This window comes from Serinibacter salmoneus (assembly GCF_002563925.1).
Taxonomy (GTDB): Bacteria; Actinomycetota; Actinomycetes; order Actinomycetales; family Beutenbergiaceae; genus Serinibacter; species Serinibacter salmoneus.
In genome coordinates this window covers 1142237-1159091 of record NZ_PDJD01000001.1, presented here as the reverse complement: position 1 = coordinate 1159091, position 16855 = coordinate 1142237, and the positions used below count along the sequence as shown (strand labels likewise).

The 16855-nt window shown below is 70.7% G+C and carries 15 protein-coding genes; 4 read left to right on the top strand and 11 right to left on the bottom strand.

What is annotated here, in order from left to right; genetic code table 11:
• Positions 1-8: 8 nt before the first annotated feature.
• From ATL40_RS05045 to ATL40_RS05005, 9 genes are read right to left on the bottom strand one after another with little or no spacing between them, the layout of a single operon-like run.
• Entirely contained in the window at positions 9-878 is an 870-nt protein-coding gene (locus ATL40_RS05045; RefSeq protein ID WP_245866769.1) for a Nif3-like dinuclear metal center hexameric protein, read from the bottom strand.
• 20 nt (positions 879-898) lie between these two features.
• A complete protein-coding gene (locus ATL40_RS05040; RefSeq protein WP_098468583.1) occupies positions 899-1225 on the bottom strand; it encodes a metal-sulfur cluster assembly factor in 327 nt (108 codons plus the stop codon).
• A complete protein-coding gene (gene sufU / locus ATL40_RS05035; RefSeq protein WP_098468582.1) occupies positions 1222-1737 on the bottom strand; it encodes a Fe-S cluster assembly sulfur transfer protein SufU in 516 nt (171 codons plus the stop codon). The genes ATL40_RS05040 and sufU overlap by 4 nt, the downstream gene beginning before the upstream one ends.
• Positions 1737-3029 carry a SufS family cysteine desulfurase gene (locus ATL40_RS05030; RefSeq protein ID WP_098468581.1) on the bottom strand — a complete coding sequence of 431 codons (1293 nt, stop codon included), beginning with the start codon at positions 3027-3029 and terminating at the stop codon, positions 1737-1739. Before ATL40_RS05030 ends, sufU begins: the two co-directional genes overlap by 1 nt.
• 1 nt (position 3030) lies before the next feature.
• Positions 3031-3789 (bottom strand): Fe-S cluster assembly ATPase SufC, encoded by a 759-nt coding sequence (sufC, locus tag ATL40_RS05025; RefSeq protein ID WP_098468580.1) that lies wholly within the window; start codon positions 3787-3789, stop codon positions 3031-3033.
• Positions 3790-3802: 13 nt separating this feature from the next.
• Positions 3803-4141 carry a non-heme iron oxygenase ferredoxin subunit gene (locus ATL40_RS05020; RefSeq protein ID WP_098468579.1) on the bottom strand — a complete coding sequence of 113 codons (339 nt, stop codon included), beginning with the start codon at positions 4139-4141 and terminating at the stop codon, positions 3803-3805.
• On the bottom strand, positions 4138-5340 hold the full coding sequence (gene sufD, locus ATL40_RS05015) for a Fe-S cluster assembly protein SufD (RefSeq protein WP_098468578.1): 1203 nt from the start codon (positions 5338-5340) through the stop codon (positions 4138-4140). Before sufD ends, ATL40_RS05020 begins: the two co-directional genes overlap by 4 nt.
• Positions 5340-6767, bottom strand: coding sequence for a Fe-S cluster assembly protein SufB (sufB, locus tag ATL40_RS05010; RefSeq protein WP_098468577.1), 1428 nt, complete (start codon positions 6765-6767; stop codon positions 5340-5342). Before sufB ends, sufD begins: the two co-directional genes overlap by 1 nt.
• The gene (locus ATL40_RS05005) at positions 6764-7531 is read right to left on the bottom strand and encodes a helix-turn-helix transcriptional regulator (protein WP_245866766.1); all 768 of its coding nucleotides are present in this window, start codon (positions 7529-7531) and stop codon (positions 6764-6766) included. The genes sufB and ATL40_RS05005 overlap by 4 nt, the downstream gene beginning before the upstream one ends.
• 142 nt (positions 7532-7673) lie before the next feature.
• On the opposite strand from ATL40_RS05005, the gene ATL40_RS05000 reads away from it, so the two are divergent.
• From ATL40_RS05000 to ATL40_RS04985, 4 genes are all read left to right on the top strand, one after another.
• A complete protein-coding gene (locus ATL40_RS05000; RefSeq protein ID WP_098468575.1) occupies positions 7674-8651 on the top strand; it encodes an ABC transporter ATP-binding protein in 978 nt (325 codons plus the stop codon).
• A complete protein-coding gene (locus ATL40_RS04995) occupies positions 8648-9391 on the top strand; it encodes an ABC transporter permease (RefSeq protein WP_098468574.1) in 744 nt (247 codons plus the stop codon). Before ATL40_RS05000 ends, ATL40_RS04995 begins: the two co-directional genes overlap by 4 nt.
• 115 nt (positions 9392-9506) lie before the next feature.
• The gene (locus ATL40_RS15560; RefSeq protein ID WP_143556865.1) at positions 9507-13430 is read left to right on the top strand and encodes a S8 family peptidase; all 3924 of its coding nucleotides are present in this window, start codon (positions 9507-9509) and stop codon (positions 13428-13430) included.
• A gap of 81 nt (positions 13431-13511) precedes the next feature.
• Complete coding sequence (locus ATL40_RS04985; RefSeq protein ID WP_098468572.1) at positions 13512-14498, top strand: COX15/CtaA family protein; 987 nt, start codon at positions 13512-13514, stop codon at positions 14496-14498.
• 7 nt (positions 14499-14505) lie between these two features.
• Here the strand turns inward: ATL40_RS04985 and ATL40_RS04980 are convergent, their stop codons facing one another.
• Positions 14506-15150, bottom strand: a complete 645-nt coding sequence (locus ATL40_RS04980; protein WP_098468571.1) for an NUDIX domain-containing protein — start codon at positions 15148-15150, stop codon at positions 14506-14508.
• Complete coding sequence (locus tag ATL40_RS04975; protein ID WP_098468570.1) at positions 15147-16838, bottom strand: CTP synthase; 1692 nt, start codon at positions 16836-16838, stop codon at positions 15147-15149. Before ATL40_RS04975 ends, ATL40_RS04980 begins: the two co-directional genes overlap by 4 nt.
• Between the last annotated feature and the right edge of the window lie 17 nt (positions 16839-16855).

Below are 16855 nucleotides of genomic sequence, written 5' to 3'. Positions count from 1 at the left end.
CCCGCGGGTCACCGTCCGGCGACGGCGTCCCACGCGTCGGTACAGATGCTGCTGACGTGGACCTCCACCGTAGCGCCCCGCGCGGCGCAGTCCTGCGTCACCTGCTCGGCGAGATGCGGCAGCCAGGGCCACTCGCTCGCCCAATGCGCGGCGTCGATGAGGTACGGCAGCGGAGCCTCGGCCCGGAAGTCGGTCGCGGGATGGTGTCGCAGGTCGGCCGTGAGGTAGACCTCGGCCCCCACCCGGCGGGCGTCGGGGAGGAAGGAGTCGCCGCTCCCGCCGCACACAGCCACCCGTGTGACCTCGGCGTCCAGGTCACCGGCCACGCGCAGCCCCTGCGCGGTGCGGGGCAGCGCCTGTGCCACCCGCTCGGCCAGAACCCGCAGGCTGGTGGGCTCGGCGAGGGTGCCCACACGCCCGGTGCCCGAACCGGGGTGGGAGTCCGGATGGGTGGAGCGGATGAGCGGCTCCGCCTCCCGCAGGCCGAGGAGTTCCGCGAGCGCCGCCGAGACCCCGCCCGGTGCGTCATCGGCGTTCGTGTGCGCCGCGTACAACGCGATGTCGTGGCGGATCAGCTCGGCCAGCACGCGGCCCTTCGCCGTCGTCTCCGCCACCGTGTGGACGCCCCGCAGGAGATAGGGGTGGTGCACGAGCAGCAGGTCCACGCCGAGGTGAACCGCCTCCTCGACCACGTCCTGGTTCACCTCCACGGCCAGGAGGACACGGGACACCGTGCGACCGGGGTTGCCGGCGAGCAGCCCGACGGCGTCCCACTGCGCAGCCGTGGAGGGCGGGTAGCGTCGCTCCAGGTCCGTGATGAGGTCGCCGAGCAGCACGGGCCCGGTACTCGCGGGAGCGGACATCGCCTGGTCAGACATCGCGGCTTCGGACACCGCCCTCAGACGTTGAAGCCGATGGCCCGCAATTGCTCCCGACCGGAGTCGGTGATCTTGTCCGGCCCCCACGGCGGCATCCAGACCCAGTTGATGCGCAGCTCGGTCACCAGGCCCTCCACAGCCTGGTTCGCCTGGTCCTCGATGACGTCCGTCAGCGGGCACGCCGCGGAGGTCAGCGTCAGGTCCGCGGTGCAGGACCCGTCCGGGTCGATCACCAGCCCGTACAGCAGCCCGAGGTCGACGATGTTCACGCCGAGCTCCGGGTCGATCACGTCGCGCAGCGCCTCCTCGACGTCCGCGACGGTGGGTGTGCTTCCGATGGTGCTCATTCCTGCACCCTTCCTGTCGAATCCTCATCCGGCGCACCGCCGACCAGCGCGTGCGCCACGGCGTCCCGCAGCGCCATCCAGCCGAGCAGGGCGCACTTGATGCGCGCCGGGAACTGCGCGACACCCACGAACGCGGCACCGTCGCCGAGGTCCTCCTCGGCCGCCTGGTCGGTGAGCGGCTTGCCTCGATTGTGCATCAGCGCCCGGAAGGTCTCCCCGAGGTCCTCGGCGCGCCGCACGTCCACGCCGTCGACCAGTTCGGCGAGCACCGAGAGGGAGGCCTGGGAGATCGAGCACCCCACGCCCTCCCAGCCCAGTTCCGCGATCCGCGGGGCGCCGCCGCCGGCGGCGGGTTCCAGGCGCACCCGCAGGCGCACCTCGTCCCCGCAGGTGGGGTTGACCTGGAAGGACTCCCCCACCATCTCACCCTCGGCGGCGATGAGCCCCGAGCCGGTGCGGGCGCGGGCGTGGTCGAGGATCACCTGTTGGTAGAGCTGATCGAGTCCGGCCATCACTCCCCCAGTCCGAAGAACGGGCGCACCCGGCCGAGCGCCTCGAGGAACGTGTCGATCTCGGCCTGCGTGGTGGCGATGCCGACCGAGGCCCGGGTGGAGGAGGCGACCCCGAGGCGGCGGTGGATCGGTTGCGCGCAGTGGTGACCCACCCGCACCGCGATGCCCTCGGCGTCCAGGACCTGGCCCACGTCGTGCGGGTGCACGCCCTCGACCTCGAAGGCGACCACCCCGAGGCGGTCACTCGCCTCGTGCGGGCCGAGCACGCGCACGTGCGGGACGGCGAGCACGCCGGCCAGCAGTCGCCGCGTGAGGGCCTCCTCGTGTTGGGCCACCTGGGCCATCCCGAGATCGCTGAGGTACTGCGCGGCGGCACGCCAGCCGACCACCTGGGAGACCATCTGGGTGCCGGCCTCGAAGCGCTGCGGCGGCGGCATGTAGGTGGCCTCGGTCATGGTGACCACTTCGACCATCGAGCCGCCCGTGGTGACCGGCGGCAGCGCCTGCAGCAGTTCGCGGCGCCCGTACAGCGCCCCGACCCCGGTGGGGCCGAGCATCTTGTGGGCGGAGAACACCGCGAAGTCCACCCCGAGGGCGTGCAGGTCCAGCGGCAGGTGCGCCGCGGACTGGCACGCATCCAGCACCACGAGGGCGCCGACGGCGTGGGCCGCGGCCACCACGGCCGGGACGTCGGTCACGGCGCCGGTGACGTTCGAGGCGTGGGTCACCGCCACGATCCTGGTGCGCTCGCTGAGGGCCTCGCGCAGCGAACCCAGATCGAGCCGGCCCTCGTCGGTGGCCGAGACGGGGCGCAGCACCGCCCCGGTGCGTGCCGCGAGCTCCTGCCACGGCACGAGGTTGGCGTGGTGCTCCAGTTCGGTCACCACGATCTCATCACCGGCGGCCAGGGCGAACCGGCGGGCCGCCCGCCCGCCCCGGCCCGCGGTCGCGTTCGAGATCGCGTAGGCGAGCAGGTTGATCGCCGCGGTCGCGTTGGAGGTCCAGACGATCTCCTCCTGGTCCGCCCCCACGAGCCAGGCCACGGCGCGGCGGCCGTCCTCGAAGAGCTCGGTGGCCTCCGCGGCCAACGTGTGGGCGCCCCGGTGTACGGCGGCGTTGGAGTGCAGCGCGAAGTCCTGCTCCGCGTCGATCACGCACTCCGGGCGCTGGGAGGTGGCCCCCCAGTCCAGGTACACCAGGTCGCGCCCATTGACCTGGCGCGCGAGCAGCGGGAAGTCCGCCCGCACGCGCGCCAGCTCACTGGCGCCGAGCCCCACGTCGGCCACGCTCATCTCAGACCCCGGCGCCCAGGAAGCGGTCGTAGCCCTCGGCCTCGAGACGCTCGGCGAGCTCGGGGCCGCCCTCCTCGGCCACGCGGCCGTTCACGAACACGTGCACGAAGTCGGGCTTGATGTAGCGCAGGATGCGGGTGTAGTGGGTGATGAGCAGCACACCCACCTCGCTGGTCTCCTTGAGGCGGTTCACGCCCTCGGAGACCACGCGCAGCGCGTCCACGTCCAGACCGGAGTCGGTCTCGTCCAGCACGGCGAAGGCGGGGCGCAGCAGCTCCATCTGGAGGATCTCGTGGCGCTTCTTCTCACCGCCGGAGAACCCCTCGTTCACGTTGCGCTGGGCGAACTCACCGTCCATGCGCAGGGCCTTCATGGCCTCGCTGACCTGACCGGTCCAGGTGCGCAGCTTCGGGGCCTCGCCGTCGATCGCGGTCTTGGCGGTACGCAGGAAGTTCGCCACGGTCACGCCGGGCACCTCCACCGGGTACTGCATGGCGAGGAACAGCCCGGCGCGGGCGCGCTCGTCCACGCTCATCTCCAGCACGTCCTCACCGTCCAGGAGGATCTGCCCATCGGTGACGTCGTACTTGGGGTGCCCGGCGATGGAGTAGGCCAGGGTGGACTTGCCGGAGCCGTTGGGGCCCATGATCGCGTGGGTCTCGCCGCTGTTCACGGTGAGGTCCACACCGCGCAGGATCTGCTTGGGGCCGTCCGCGGTCTCGACGCTGACGTGCAGGTTCTTGATCTCCAGGGTGGACATCGTGGTGGTTCTCCTAGTTCGCAGGGCCATCGACGTCGACGAGCACCAGCTCGCCCTCGATGGTGACGGGGTAGGTCGCGACGGGCTTGGTCGCGGGAAGGTTCATCGGGCGGCCGGTGGTGACGTCGAAGATGGAGCCGTGCTTCCAGCACTCCACCCCGTTGCCCTCCACATCGCCCTCGCCGAGCGAGGCCCGGCCGTGGGAGCACTCGTCGTCCAGGGCGTAGACCGAGCCGTCGGCGGTGCGCACGAGCGCGATGATCATGTCCGACCCATCCGGGGCGGTCACGCTCACGCTCATCGCGGTGCCGGGCTCGAGCTCGTCCAGGAACGCTGCGCTCTGTGCGGTCACGCTCCCGTGACCTCCAGCTCGGCCTCGATCGCGGCGATGAGGCGGTCCTGCACGCTCGGCACGCCGATCTGCTGGATCAGTTCGGCGAAGAAGCCGCGCACCACCAGGCGGCGGGCGACGTCCTCGGGGATGCCGCGGGCCTTGAGGTAGAACAGCTGCTCGTCGTCGAACCGGCCGGTGGCGCTGGCGTGGCCTGCGCCCTCGATCTCGCCGGTCTCGATCTCCAGGTTCGGCACCGAATCGGCCCGCGCACCCTCGGTGAGCACGAGGTTGCGGTTCAGCTCGTAGGTGTCGGTTCCCTCGGCCTCCTTGCGGATCAGCACGTCACCGATCCACACGCTGCGCGCACCGGCGCCCTGCAGGGCGCCCTTGTAGGTCACGCGTGAGCGCGCGTTGGGCGCCGCGTGGTCCACGAACAGCTGGTGCTCCAGGTGCTGGTGGGCGTCGGCGTAGTACAGGCCGAAGAGCTCCACGTCCGCCCCGGGGGCGACCAGCGCGGCGGAGGTGTTCAGGCGCACTACCTTGCCGCCGAGGCTGACCACGGTGCCGCGCAGGCGGGCATCGCGGTGCAGGCGGGCCACGACCTCGCCGGCGTGCACGGCGTCGTCCTGCCACTGCTGCAGCAGCACGAGGTTGAGGTGGGCGTTCGCGGCCACGTCCACGGAGATGAACTCCCCGTAGGTGGCGCTGCCGCGGCGGTCCAGCACCACGGTGACCTCGGCGCTCTCCCCGACCTCGATGAGGACGTGACCACGCACGTCCTCGCCCTGCCCGGTGAGGGTGATCTCGACCGGGTCGGCCGCCACGGTGTTGCGCGCCACGCTGAGCACGGCGGCGCCCTGGGCGCGGCTCGCGGCGATCGCCGAGGCCCGGTCGCCGGGGGCGCGCACAGATCGGGCCATGGCCTGTTCGGCCCCGACCTCGGTCACGGTGACGCCCTCGGGCAGTGCGGGCACATCCCAGGTCAGGTGGCCCTCGGCGGGCGCGTCCTGCAGCAGGGGGTGCAGGGAGTCGACGGCGGAGAACCGCCACTCCTCCTCGCTGCCGGTGATCTCGCCGAACGCGGCGGGATCGAAGGATGCCAGGCGGGCGGCGCGGGAGGAGGCGGGGGCATCCCCGTGGGTGTGGGCGTCGTCCGCGGTGGCGCGGGAGTGATCGGTGGAGCGGCCCGTGGGCTCGGTCACGTCAGTGGTCGTCATCAGCCGACGGCCCCTTCCATCTGCAGTTCGATGAGGCGGTTGAGCTCGAGGGCGTACTCCATGGGCAGTTCGCGCGCGATGGGCTCGACGAACCCGCGCACGATCATGGCCATGGCCTCGGTCTCCTCCATGCCTCGGGACATGAGGTAGAACAACTGGTCCTCGCTCACCTTGGAGACGGTGGCCTCGTGACCCATCTCCACGTCGTCGACGCGCACGTCGACATAGGGATAGGTGTCGGAGCGGGAGATCTGGTCCACGAGCAGCGCGTCACACAGCACGTTGGACTTGGAGTGGGCGGCGGAGTCCATCACCTGCACCAGACCGCGGTAGGAGGCCCGTCCACCACCGCGTGCCACCGACTTGGAGACGATCGAGGAGGAGGTGTGCGGGGCCATGTGCACCATCTTGGAGCCGGTGTCCTGGTGCTGGTCCGCGCCGGCGAAGGCAATCGAGAGGGTCTCGCCGCGGGCGTGCTCGCCCATGAGGTAGACCGCGGGGTACTTCATCGTCACCTTGGAGCCGATGTTCCCGTCGATCCACTCCATCGTGCCGCCCTGCTCCACCGTGGCGCGCTTGGTGACCAGGTTGTAGACGTTGTTGGACCAGTTCTGGATGGTGGTGTACCGGACGCGGGCGTCCTTCTTCACCACGATCTCCACCACGGCGGAGTGCAGGGAGTCGCTGGAGTAGATCGGCGCGGTGCAGCCCTCCACGTAGTGCACGTAGGAGCCCTCGTCCGCGATGATCAGGGTGCGCTCGAACTGCCCCATGTTCTCGGTGTTGATGCGGAAGTAGGCCTGCAGCGGGATCTCCACGTGCACCCCCTTGGGCACGTACACGAAGGAGCCGCCGGACCACACCGCGGTGTTCAGTGCCGCGAACTTGTTGTCGCCGGTGGGGATGACGGTGCCGAAGTACTCCTCGAAGAACTCCGGGTGCTCGCGCAGCGCGGTGTCGGTGTCCATGAAGATCACACCCTGGCGCTCGAGCTCCTCATTGATCTGGTGATAGACCACCTCGGACTCGTACTGCGCGGCGACACCGGCCACGAGGCGCTGCTTCTCCGCCTCGGGGATGCCGAGACGGTCGTAGGTGGCCTTGATGTCCTCCGGAAGGTCGTCCCAGGTCTGGGCCTGCTTCTCGGTGGAGCGCACGAAGTACTTGATGTTGTCGAAGTCGATACCGGTCAGGTCCGCACCCCAGGTCGGCATCGGCTTGCGGCCGAAGAGGGTGTGACCGCGCAGGCGCCGCTTGAGCATCCACTCCGGCTCGTCCTTCAGGCGGGAGATCTCGGTGACGACCTCCTCGCTCAGACCGCGGCGCGCTGTGGCACCCGCGGTGTCGGAGTCGTGCCAGCCGTAGCTGTAGTTGCCGATGGAGGCAATCGCCTCATCCTGGGTCATCGGCTGGGCAGGAGTACTCATGCGAGTCCTTCCTCGTTCGTCTGGATCGGCTCAGGCGTCGCGGGACTCGGGCGCCTGGGTTGGGTCTGTGGGCGAATCTCGGGCGGGGGGCCGGGGATGTGCGTGGTGCAGGCGTGGCCGCCGCCGGCGATGGTGGCCAGTCGCTGCACGTGGACCCCGAGCAGCCGCTGCAGCATCTGCGTCTCAGCCTCGCACAGTTGGGGAAACTCCTGCGCGATCTCACGGACCGGGCAGTGTCCCTGGCACAACTGCACCACGGCAGCCCGTTCGGGCACGAGCGAGACCGTGCGAACCGATGCGGCGTAGCCGTCCCGAGAGAGCAGGTCCGCCAGGGCGGTCGCTCGGGCCTGCGGGGACTCCCCCACCGGCGCCAGTGCCGCGGCATACCGCTCCTCGGGTTCGCGCAACCACTCCCGCGCGAACTCCTGGACGCCAGCCGGCCCGGCGCTGCGCGCGAGCGCCCGCAATGCCTGCCGCGCCACGAGCGAGGAGTCATCGGGTAGGTGCTGTTGCGCGCGCCCCGTCGCAACGTATTCCCGCGGAGGTCGACCGCGGCCACGGGGAGCGGCGCGGACCGCGGCGCGCTCACACACCTCTCCCGCGTCCACCAGCGCCGTGAGGTGACGGCGCACAGCCGCGGGTGTGAGGTCCAGCCGCTCGGCGATCGAACTCGCCTGCACGGGCCCCAGTTCGATCACGAGCTCCCTGACCCGCGCACGGGTGCCGGAGTCCTCCTCTGCGGCGGGGTGCAGGGGTGTGGACACGCGGTGGCTCATCGCCCTCACCTCCACTCGGTCCCCGCTCGGTCACTTTAGGTAACAGTGTCCTTCTGTAAATCGGATTGTTCAAGCAAGGCATACCTCACCGGCCCCCGGCGAGGCGCCGCGGGCCGTAGTATCGATCCTCGTGCCCACCCCTGCCCTGGAGATCACCGACCTCACCGTGCGCTACGGCACGACCACCGCGGTGGCAGGGCTCACCCTCGCGGCCCAGGCGGGCAGCGTGACGGCGGTGCTGGGCCCCAACGGGGCCGGGAAGACGACCACGATCGAGTGCGCAGAGGGCCTGCGCCCCTTCCAGGGGGGCACGATCCGGGTGCTGGGGCATTCTCCCGGTTCCCTCCAGGCGCGCGCCCGGGTCGGGGTCATGCTGCAGGACGCAGGCCTCCCGCTCGGCCGGCGGGTGAAGGAGGTGCTGCACCTGGCGGGCCGCGTCCACGACCGGCCGCTCCCGATCGACCCACTGGTCGAGGAACTCGACCTCGGTGCGGTGCTGACCACCCCGGTGCGGCGGCTGTCCGGGGGGCAGCGTCAGCGCCTCGCGCTCGCGCTCGCCCTGATCGGACGTCCCTCGCTCGCCTTCCTCGATGAGCCGAGCGCGGGTATGGACCCTCACGCGCGGGCCGCCGCCTGGGCCACGGTGCGCCGCCTGCGCCAGAGCGGCTGCGCCGTCGTGCTCACCACGCACCACCTGGACGAAGCCGAGGAACTCGCCGATGAGATCCATATCCTGCAACGGGGGGCTCTCCTGGCCTCGGGAACGGCACCGGAGCTGATTGCGCGCTACGCCGCGTCCGGCAGTGTGGAGGTGGTGTTGGATCGGCGCCTCACGCCCGATCAGGCCGCTGACCTCGCCGACGCGATGCGGCCGGCCACCACGCGCGCCGAGGCGGACCGGTGGGTGCTCGCCGCGGCCTCGCCTGCCGACGTCCCGGCGCTGATCGCCGCGTGTGCCGCGTGGTGCGCGGACCAGGGCTGCGCGATCCTGCGCCTGACCAGCGGCGGCGGAACCCTGGAACACGCGTACCTGCGCGCCACCGACCGCGCGCAGCAGGACCGGTCGATGAGCGATGGCGACGCCCACCTCGGCGAGGCCGGAGCATGAGCGCCGCTTCACGCGTGCTCGCGCACGGTCGGTTCGAGCTCGTCGGATCCCTGCGCAACGGTGAGCAGTTGTTGGTCTCCCTCGTGCTGCCTGCGCTCGTGCTGGTCGGCCTCGGCGCGTGGGACACGGTCATGCTCACCCTCCCCGAGGGCGCTGCGCGCATCGACGTCGTCGTGCCCGGCGTGCTGGCCCTCGCGATCGTCTCGGCCGGGTTCACCTCGCTCGCCATCGCCACGGCTTTCGAGCGACGGTGGGGGGTGCTGCGCCAGCTCGCCACAACGCCGCTGGGCCCCTCGGGCATCGTGGCGGGCAAGTCCCTGGGCGTTGCGGCGCTGGTGGTCGCGCAGTGCGCCGTGCTGGGCGCGCTCGGGTTCGCGACCGGCTGGCGACCCGATCTCGCCGCATGGCCCGCTGCGGTCGCGCTGGTGGCCCTCGGGGTCGCCACGTTCACCTGCCTCGGACTCCTGGTGGCGGCCACCCTGCGCGCGGAGGGTGTGCTGGCCGTGGCGAACCTCGCGTGGGTCCTGATGGCGGCCGGGGGCGGCCTCGTGCTGCCGCTGGACTCGCTTCCCTCCGGGCTCGCGTCCGCGGTGTCGCTGCTGCCATCCGGCGCGCTGGGCGAGGGGTTGCGCGACGCACTGATCGACGGCTCCGCACCCGTGGCGCAGATCCTCACCCTGGCCGCCTGGTCGGTGGTCTCCGCGCTTGCCGCTCGGCGCTGGTTCCGCCCCTCCGAGTAGTCACAGTTTGGTCACGGATGCTTCACAATCCGACCTAATCAAACGTAATGTCTCCTCTCGTGGCCTTAACCAGGGCCACGGCGCACACGCGTCAGAATCCGAGCAGGAGAGTCGTGTGACTAATTCGAGTATGAGAGGTCGGTGGTGGCGTACCTCCGCTGCCACCGCCGCAGCGGCAGCACTGGTCGCGGCCACCGCCGCAGGTGCCACCGCCGCCCCGGAGGACCTTCCCACCGCCGAGACCGTCCCGTCCGATCGATCGCTCGAACTCTCGAGCGAGGGTGCGACATCCAACCTGAACCCTGACGAGGGTCGCGTCGCCGCGTTCGTCGAACTCACCTCCGAGACCACCCGCGAGGTCACCCTCGGCCGCTCCGGTCTGGCCGCGCAGCAGTCCGCCCAGCAGGCTGCTGCCGCGACGGACGCGCTGGCGAGCGAGGTCGTCGCCGCCATCGACGACGACGCGACCACGCTGTACACCACGGTCAACGCCGTCGCCGGGGTGGCAGTCGAGGCCGACGCCGCCGCCCTGCTGGAGATCGCCGAGCGCGACGACGTCGTCAGCGTGAAGCGGATCGTGCTCAAGGAGCCGACGCTGAACGCCGGCACGGACATCTTCACCGGCGCCACTGCCGCCTGGGAGGACCTCGGCGTCACCGGCGAGGGCGAGACGATCGCCGTCATCGACACCGGTATCGACTACACCCACACCGACTTCGGGCACAGCGACATCACCTACCCGACCACGCTGGACGCGGCCGCAGAGACGCAGTTCGTCACCGACCCGGGCTGGCCGCAGGGCAAGGTCATCGGCGGCTGGGACTTCGTGGGCCGTACCTACACCGGGACCAGCGCCGGCACCGAGGCGATGCCGGACCCGAACCCGCTGGACGAGTCCCCGGCGATGTGCACCGACGTCCCCGCGGACATTTCCCGAGGCGGGGGCCACGGCACCCACGTGGCCGGCACCGCCGCCGGCTACGGCACGAACGCCGACGGGAGCACGTTCGAGGGCGACTACGCCACCCTCACCTCCGAGGACCTGCTGTCCATGAAGGTGGGGCCGGGCTCCGCACCCGAGGCGGACCTGGTCGCGCTGAAGGTGTTCGGCTGCGCGGGCTCCACCGCCTATGTCAGCGCCGCCCTGGACTGGCTGGCCGACCCGACCAACGAGGTCGCCGAGCAGACCACCGTGGTGAACCTGTCCGTCGGCTCGGTCCTCAGCGCCGCCGACGACCCGGAGAACGCCTTCGTCGACGCGCTCACCGAGGACGGCAAGGTCGTGGTGATCTCCTCCGGTAACGGTGGCGACACCTTCGATGTGGGCGGCAGCCCGGGTAACGCCTCCTCCGCCCTGACGGTCGCCAACTCCATCGGCAGCACCTTCGAGTTCGCCGGTGCAACGGTGATCACCGGGGACACCGAGGAGGTCGTGGCCGGTCAGTACTCGATCAACTACGCCTTCGGCGACGGCACCGTGGGGCCGCTGGAACTCGTCACCCTCTCGGGCGGGTCCCTGAACTACCTCTCCGGATGCGAGCCCTACACCGCCGAGGACGCCGCGGCCGTGGCGGGCAAGGCCGTCGTGGTCGCCTGGGACGACAACAACACCCTGCCGTGTGGCTCCACCGCACGCACCACCTACGCCGCCGATGCCGGCGCCGAGGGCATCGTGTTCACGGGGTTGAACGAGGTCTTCTCCGCCGGCCTCAGCGGCGCCGCCTCGATCCCGACGTTCCAGTTCACCGGTCCGGTGACCGCCGATCTGCTCACCTACGACCCGAGCACCGGCGTGATCTCCGTGAACGAGCCGACCGAGATCATCTTCGACAACTCGCTGCAGGTGATCGCGCAGGCGCCGGCAATGGCCGACACCCTGAACGACTCCTCCTCACGTGGGGTCCACGGCACCTACGGGATCGTCAAGCCCGACGTCGCTGCGCCGGGCACCACGATCAGCTCGGCGGACGTCGGCTCGATCGACTCCGCGTCGATCAAGTCGGGTACCTCGATGTCCGCGCCGCACGTGGCGGGGATCGCGGCGCTCACCGCCCAGTCCCACCCGGACTGGTCGCCGGTGCAGGTCAAGGCCGCGGTGATGAACACCGCGAACCACGACGTCACCCTCGACGGCACGCCGTTCGGCCCGCAGCGAGTCGGCTCCGGCCGTGTCGATGCCCTGGACGCCGTGACCAACGACATCATCGCCTACTCCGCCGAGGAGGAGGACCTGGTCACGGTGACCTTCGGGATCGTGGCAGTCGATGAGTCCTTCTCCGAGACGAAGCCGGTCGAGATCGCCAACTCCGGCGACGAGGCCGTGACCCTGGACGTCGCCTACACGGCGCAGTCCGAGATGCCGGGTGCGCAGTACACGGTCTCCCCGAGTTCCGTGACCGTTCCTGCGGGCGGCACCGCCACGGTGGATGTCACGCTGACGATCGACGACCCGGCCGCGCTGGCCAAGGTCGCCGACCCGACGCTCTCCATGACCCAGCTGGGTCTGTCCCGTCAGTGGGTCGCCACCCCGCAGGGTTGGCTCGAGTTCGCCGGCGCCCCCGAGACCGACGGCGCCCTGCGCGTGCCGGTCTCCAGCGCCGTCAAGCCCGTGGCCGACCTGGGTGCGAACGACGTGACGTTCGGTAGCGCCCTGGCCACCTCCACGGTGCTCGAGATGACCGGCACCGGCCTGAACCAGGACGGCTACCTCTCGCTCGTCGCCCCGTTCGAGCTCGCGGGCACCTCCGGCCAGCTCGAGGAGACCACCCGCGCGCTGGACGAGGGCATGGACCTGGCAGCCGTCGGAACCGCCCCGGTGAGTTACGAGGTCGCCAACGACTACGTGTACTTCGGTATCGCCACGCACGACTCCTGGCCCACTCTGGGCGGATCCGCCTGGTTGGACGTCACCGTCGAGACCGGGGAGGGCACGTACAACGTCCAGACCATCAAGTACTCCGACGGGTTCGACTACTACGACATCCCGGTGGTCGGTGTGTGGGACTCCACCGGTGGCAACACGGGTCTGGAGTTCCTGAACGACATCCCGAACATCGACACCAATACCTTCGACACCTCGGTCGCGGTGCTGCCGGTCTCGCTGGACTCGCTCGGGTACTCCGCTGAGGAGATCGCCGCGGGCGACATCTCCTTCGAGTACTCGGTGACCGGGTACGTCGAGACCGACCCGGTGGACACCATCACCGGGCTGACCTACGACATGGCCACCAACCTGCGTTTCGGTGACACCAGCAGCGCGCTCTACGTGGGTGCACCGGGCACGGGGATCGAGGTGCACCGCACCGCAGCCGCGATGGCCGGGGCCGACGCCGAGGTCAACGACCGCGTGGAGGTCGAGCCGACGGGCACCGAGGTGCTGCTGCTCTCGCTGCACAACGGCGTGGGTGACCAGGCGATCACGCTCGAGACCCAGAACGTGGTCCCGAACGTGCCGGCCGACCAGGTGTTCATCGACGTGGCGCCGGGGAACCTGTTCTTCGACGACATCTCCTGGCTGTACGACCAGGGCATCACCACCGGGTGGGAGACGCCCGAGGGCCTGGAGTACCGCCCGCTGTCGTCGATCAACCGCGACGCCATGGCCGCGTTCCTCTACCGCTACGACCAGAAGTTCGGTAGCCAGGAGCCCTACACGCCGCCGACCACGTCCCCGTTCGTGGACGTGTCCACGAGCAACCAGTTCTACACGGAGATCGCCTGGCTCTACGAGCAGGGCATCTCCACCGGCTGGGAGACCGCGGCGGGGGTGGAGTTCCGTCCGCTGCAGCCGATCGCTCGTGACGCGATGGCGGCGTTCCTCTACCGCTACGACGACGTGGATGACTTCACGCCGCCCGCGGAGTCGGAGTTCCTGGACGTGTCCACGAGCAACCAGTTCTACACGGAGATCGCCTGGTTGGGCTCGACCGGCATCTCCACCGGGTGGGAGGTCGACGGCGGGTTCGAGTACCGACCGCTCGAGCCGATCGCTCGTGACGCGATGGCGGCGTTCCTCTACCGCTACGACAACCTCGGCTGAGTTCGCTCACTCGAGATCGCACCACCCCGTGGGCGTCCAGGCACTGCCTGGGCGCCCACGGGCGTCTCATAGACTGGCGGGGTGTCAGCCGTAGCGCCCTCCCCCACCCCAACCAGCACGCCGACCGCCTCCCGTGTGGTCCTCGGATTCGCGATCGCGAACCTCGCGGCGCAGATCGGGATCATCTTCACCGGTGGCGTGGTGCGCCTCACGGGCTCCGGACTCGGCTGCTCCACGTGGCCGCAGTGCGAACCGGGGAGCTTCACCCCGGTGCTGCACGCCGAGAGCGGGCTGCATCCCTACATCGAGTTCGGGAACCGGCTGCTGACCTTCGTGCTGGTCGTGGTCGCGGCCGGCCTCGCGCTGAGCGTGTGGCGCTCGGCCAGCACCCGCACCCGCCCCCGTTCGCTCAAGGTCCTGGCCCTCGCGCCGATCCTGGGCGTCGTGGTGCAGGCGGTCCTCGGGGGCATCACCGTGCTGGTGGACCTACACCCCGCCGTGGTCGGCTCCCACTTCTTCCTCTCCGCCGCTCTGGTGTGGCTGTCCACCGTGGTGCTGTGGCGCCTGCGGGAGGGGGACGCACCGGCTCGCGCGACCCTGACCGTCCCGGAGCGCTGGCGCACCTGGATGGGCGCGCTGCCGTGGGCGCTGGGCGTCCTCACCGCGATCGTGGTGGTGCTCGGCGTGCTCACCACGGGGTCCGGTCCGCACTCCGGTGACTCCGAGGTCGGCTACCGCTTCGCCCTGGACCCGGCCCTCATCGCCCGGTTCCATGCGGTGTCCGTCTGGGCGTTCCTCGCCGTGGTGGGCGTCAGCCTGGTGCCCGTGATGAGCCGCCGCTCCGCCGCAGGCGCAGCCGCCGCGGCGGTGCCCGCGGCGCTGCGCGCACGCCGGGCGTGGATCGTCCTGGTCGTCGTGACCCTCGCTCAGGGCGGAATCGGGTACGTGCAGTACTTCACGGGCTTGCCGATCCCGCTGGTGTCCCTGCACCTGCTGGGGTCGGGACTGCTGATCGCGGCCGTGACGGCCGCCGTGCTCTCGCTACGCACCCGCGAGCAGGTCCGCTAGGCGGGGATCACGCCGGGCGCGGGGAGTCCCGGAGCGCCCAGTCGGCCGCCACGGGGCGCGGTACGGATCCGGTGCGCAGCACCCGTTCGGCGGCCAGCAGCCCGGCCACCGCGCTGGGGTTGTGGATCCTGCCGGCGAGCACCGCCGCCACGGCCTCGGCCAGCGGTACCCACCGGACCTCGATCTCGGCTTCCTCGCCCTCACGCACGAAGTCGGAGTCGGTGACCGGCCTCAGGTCGCGCGCGAGGAAGATCCGCAGCACCTCATCCGACCCGCCGGGGGTCGTGGCGTAGTCCACGAGCACGTCCCATCGCGCCGCGGCGATGTCGGCCTCCTCGGCGAGCTCCCGCTGGGCGGCGCCCAGCAGGGTCTCCTGCGCACCGCCGTCGAGCAGCCCGGCAGGGATCTCCCACAGATAGGCCGCCACCGGCACACGGTACTGCCGGATCATGAGCACCCGCTCGGCCTCGTCGAGCGCGACCACGGCCACGGCTCCCGGGTGCCGCAGGTACTCGCGTGTGACGGTGCCGGCCTCCCCCAGGTCCACCGTGCGCGAGACCAGGTCGAACACCCGGCCGGTGTGCACCGTGCGCTCGGCCACGACCGGCCGTTCCCGCCGCTGATCGCCCAGGTCGGCGCCGTCCGGCGTCATCGGGTGGGGTCCACCTCGAGCAGGCGGGTCTCCCGCTGCCGGCGCAATGCGGCCTCGACCAGGCCGGAGAACAGCGGGTGCGCCCGGGTGGGTCGGGACTTGAACTCCGGGTGGGCCTGGGTGGCGATGTAGTAGGGGTGGACCTCGGGGTCGAGCTCCACGAACTCCACGAGGGAGCCGTCCGGCGAGGTGCCGCTGATCCGCAGTCCGGCCGCCTCCAGCCGCTCGCGGTAGGCGTTGTTCACCTCGTAGCGGTGCCGGTGACGTTCGGTCACCTCCCGGGTGCCGTACACCGAGGCGGCGAGGCTCTCGGCGCCGAGCGTGGCCTCGTAGGAGCCCAGGCGCATCGTGCCGCCCAGGTCGCCCTCGCCGCCCACGATCGCGAGCTGCTCGGCCATGGTGGCCACCACCGGGTCCGGGGTGGCCGGATCGAACTCCGAGGAGGACGCGCCCGTCAGGCCCAGTTCGGTGCGGGCGTACTCGATCACCATGCACTGCAGACCCAGGCAGATCCCCAGCGTCGGCACAAGGTTGCGCCGCGCCCACGTCAGGGCGCCCAGTTTGCCCTCGATGCCGCGCACGCCGAATCCGCCGGGCACGAGGATCGCGTCCACGCCCTCCAGCGCGCGCCGGGCGCCCTCCGGGGTTGCGCAGTCGTCGGAGGCCACCCAGCGGATCACGACGCGCGAATCCTGGGCGAACCCGCCGGCGCGCAGCGCCTCGGTCACCGAGAGGTAGGCGTCGGGCAGGTCGATGTACTTGCCGACCAGGGCCACCTCGACCTCGTGGGCGGGGTGGTGCACGGCGTCGAGCACCTTGCCCCAGGTGCTCCAGTCCACGTCCCGGAACGGCAGGTCCAGGCGCCGCACCACGTAGGCGTCCAGGCCCTCGGAGTGCACCACCTTGGGGATGTCGTAGATGCTCGGGGCGTCCACGGCGTTGGAGACCGCTTCGTCGTCCACATCGCACATCGCGGCGATCTTGCGCTTGACTCCCTCAGGCAGCGGACGGTCGCTGCGGCACACGATCGCGTCCGGCTGGATGCCGATGCTGCGCAGCGCCGCCACGGAGTGCTGGGTGGGCTTGGTCTTGAGTTCCTTGGAGGGGCCGATGTAGGGCACCAGGGAGACGTGCAGGAAGAAGACGTTCGCGCGACCGACGTCCTGGCGCACCTGGCGTGCGGCCTCCAGGAACGGCTGGGACTCGATGTCACCGACCGTTCCCCCGATCTCGGTGATGATGACGTCCGGCGCGCCCTCCTCGTGGGCGCGGGCGCGCATCCGCTCCTTGATGGCGTCGGTGATGTGCGGGATGACCTGGACGGTGTCGCCGAGGTACTCCCCGCGCCGCTCCTTGGCGATCACGGTGGAGTAGATCTGCCCCGTGGTGACGTTGGAGCCCTGGTCGAGCTCGACGTCCAGGAAGCGCTCGTAGTGACCGATGTCCAGGTCCGTCTCGGCGCCGTCCTCGGTGACGAACACCTCGCCGTGCTGGAACGGGTTCATCGTGCCCGGATCCACGTTGAGGTACGGGTCGAGCTTCTGCATCGTCACCCGCAGACCGCGCGAGCGGAGCAACTGCCCGAGACTGGAGGCCGTGAGGCCCTTGCCCAGCGAGGACACCACACCACCCGTCACGAACACGTGCTTGGTGACGTGGCTCTGCGAGCCCTGGCCTGTCAACGGCATCCGCCGGGATTCATCCA

Coding starts and splice junctions, on each gene's coding strand:
- ATL40_RS05045 (WP_245866769.1), bottom strand. CDS start 878: ATGTCTGACCAGGCGATGTCCGCTCCCGCGAGTACCGGGCCCGTGCTG.
- ATL40_RS05040 (WP_098468583.1), bottom strand. CDS start 1,225: ATGAGCACCATCGGAAGCACACCCACCGTCGCGGACGTCGAGGAGGCG.
- sufU (WP_098468582.1), bottom strand. CDS start 1,737: ATGGCCGGACTCGATCAGCTCTACCAACAGGTGATCCTCGACCACGCC.
- ATL40_RS05030 (WP_098468581.1), bottom strand. CDS start 3,029: ATGAGCGTGGCCGACGTGGGGCTCGGCGCCAGTGAGCTGGCGCGCGTG.
- sufC (WP_098468580.1), bottom strand. CDS start 3,789: ATGTCCACCCTGGAGATCAAGAACCTGCACGTCAGCGTCGAGACCGCG.
- sufD (WP_098468578.1), bottom strand. CDS start 5,340: ATGACGACCACTGACGTGACCGAGCCCACGGGCCGCTCCACCGATCAC.
- sufB (WP_098468577.1), bottom strand. CDS start 6,767: ATGAGTACTCCTGCCCAGCCGATGACCCAGGATGAGGCGATTGCCTCC.
- ATL40_RS04995 (WP_098468574.1), top strand. CDS start 8,648: ATGAGCGCCGCTTCACGCGTGCTCGCGCACGGTCGGTTCGAGCTCGTC.
- ATL40_RS04980 (WP_098468571.1), bottom strand. CDS start 15,150: ATGACGCCGGACGGCGCCGACCTGGGCGATCAGCGGCGGGAACGGCCG.
- ATL40_RS04975 (WP_098468570.1), bottom strand. CDS start 16,838: ATGCCGTTGACAGGCCAGGGCTCGCAGAGCCACGTCACCAAGCACGTG.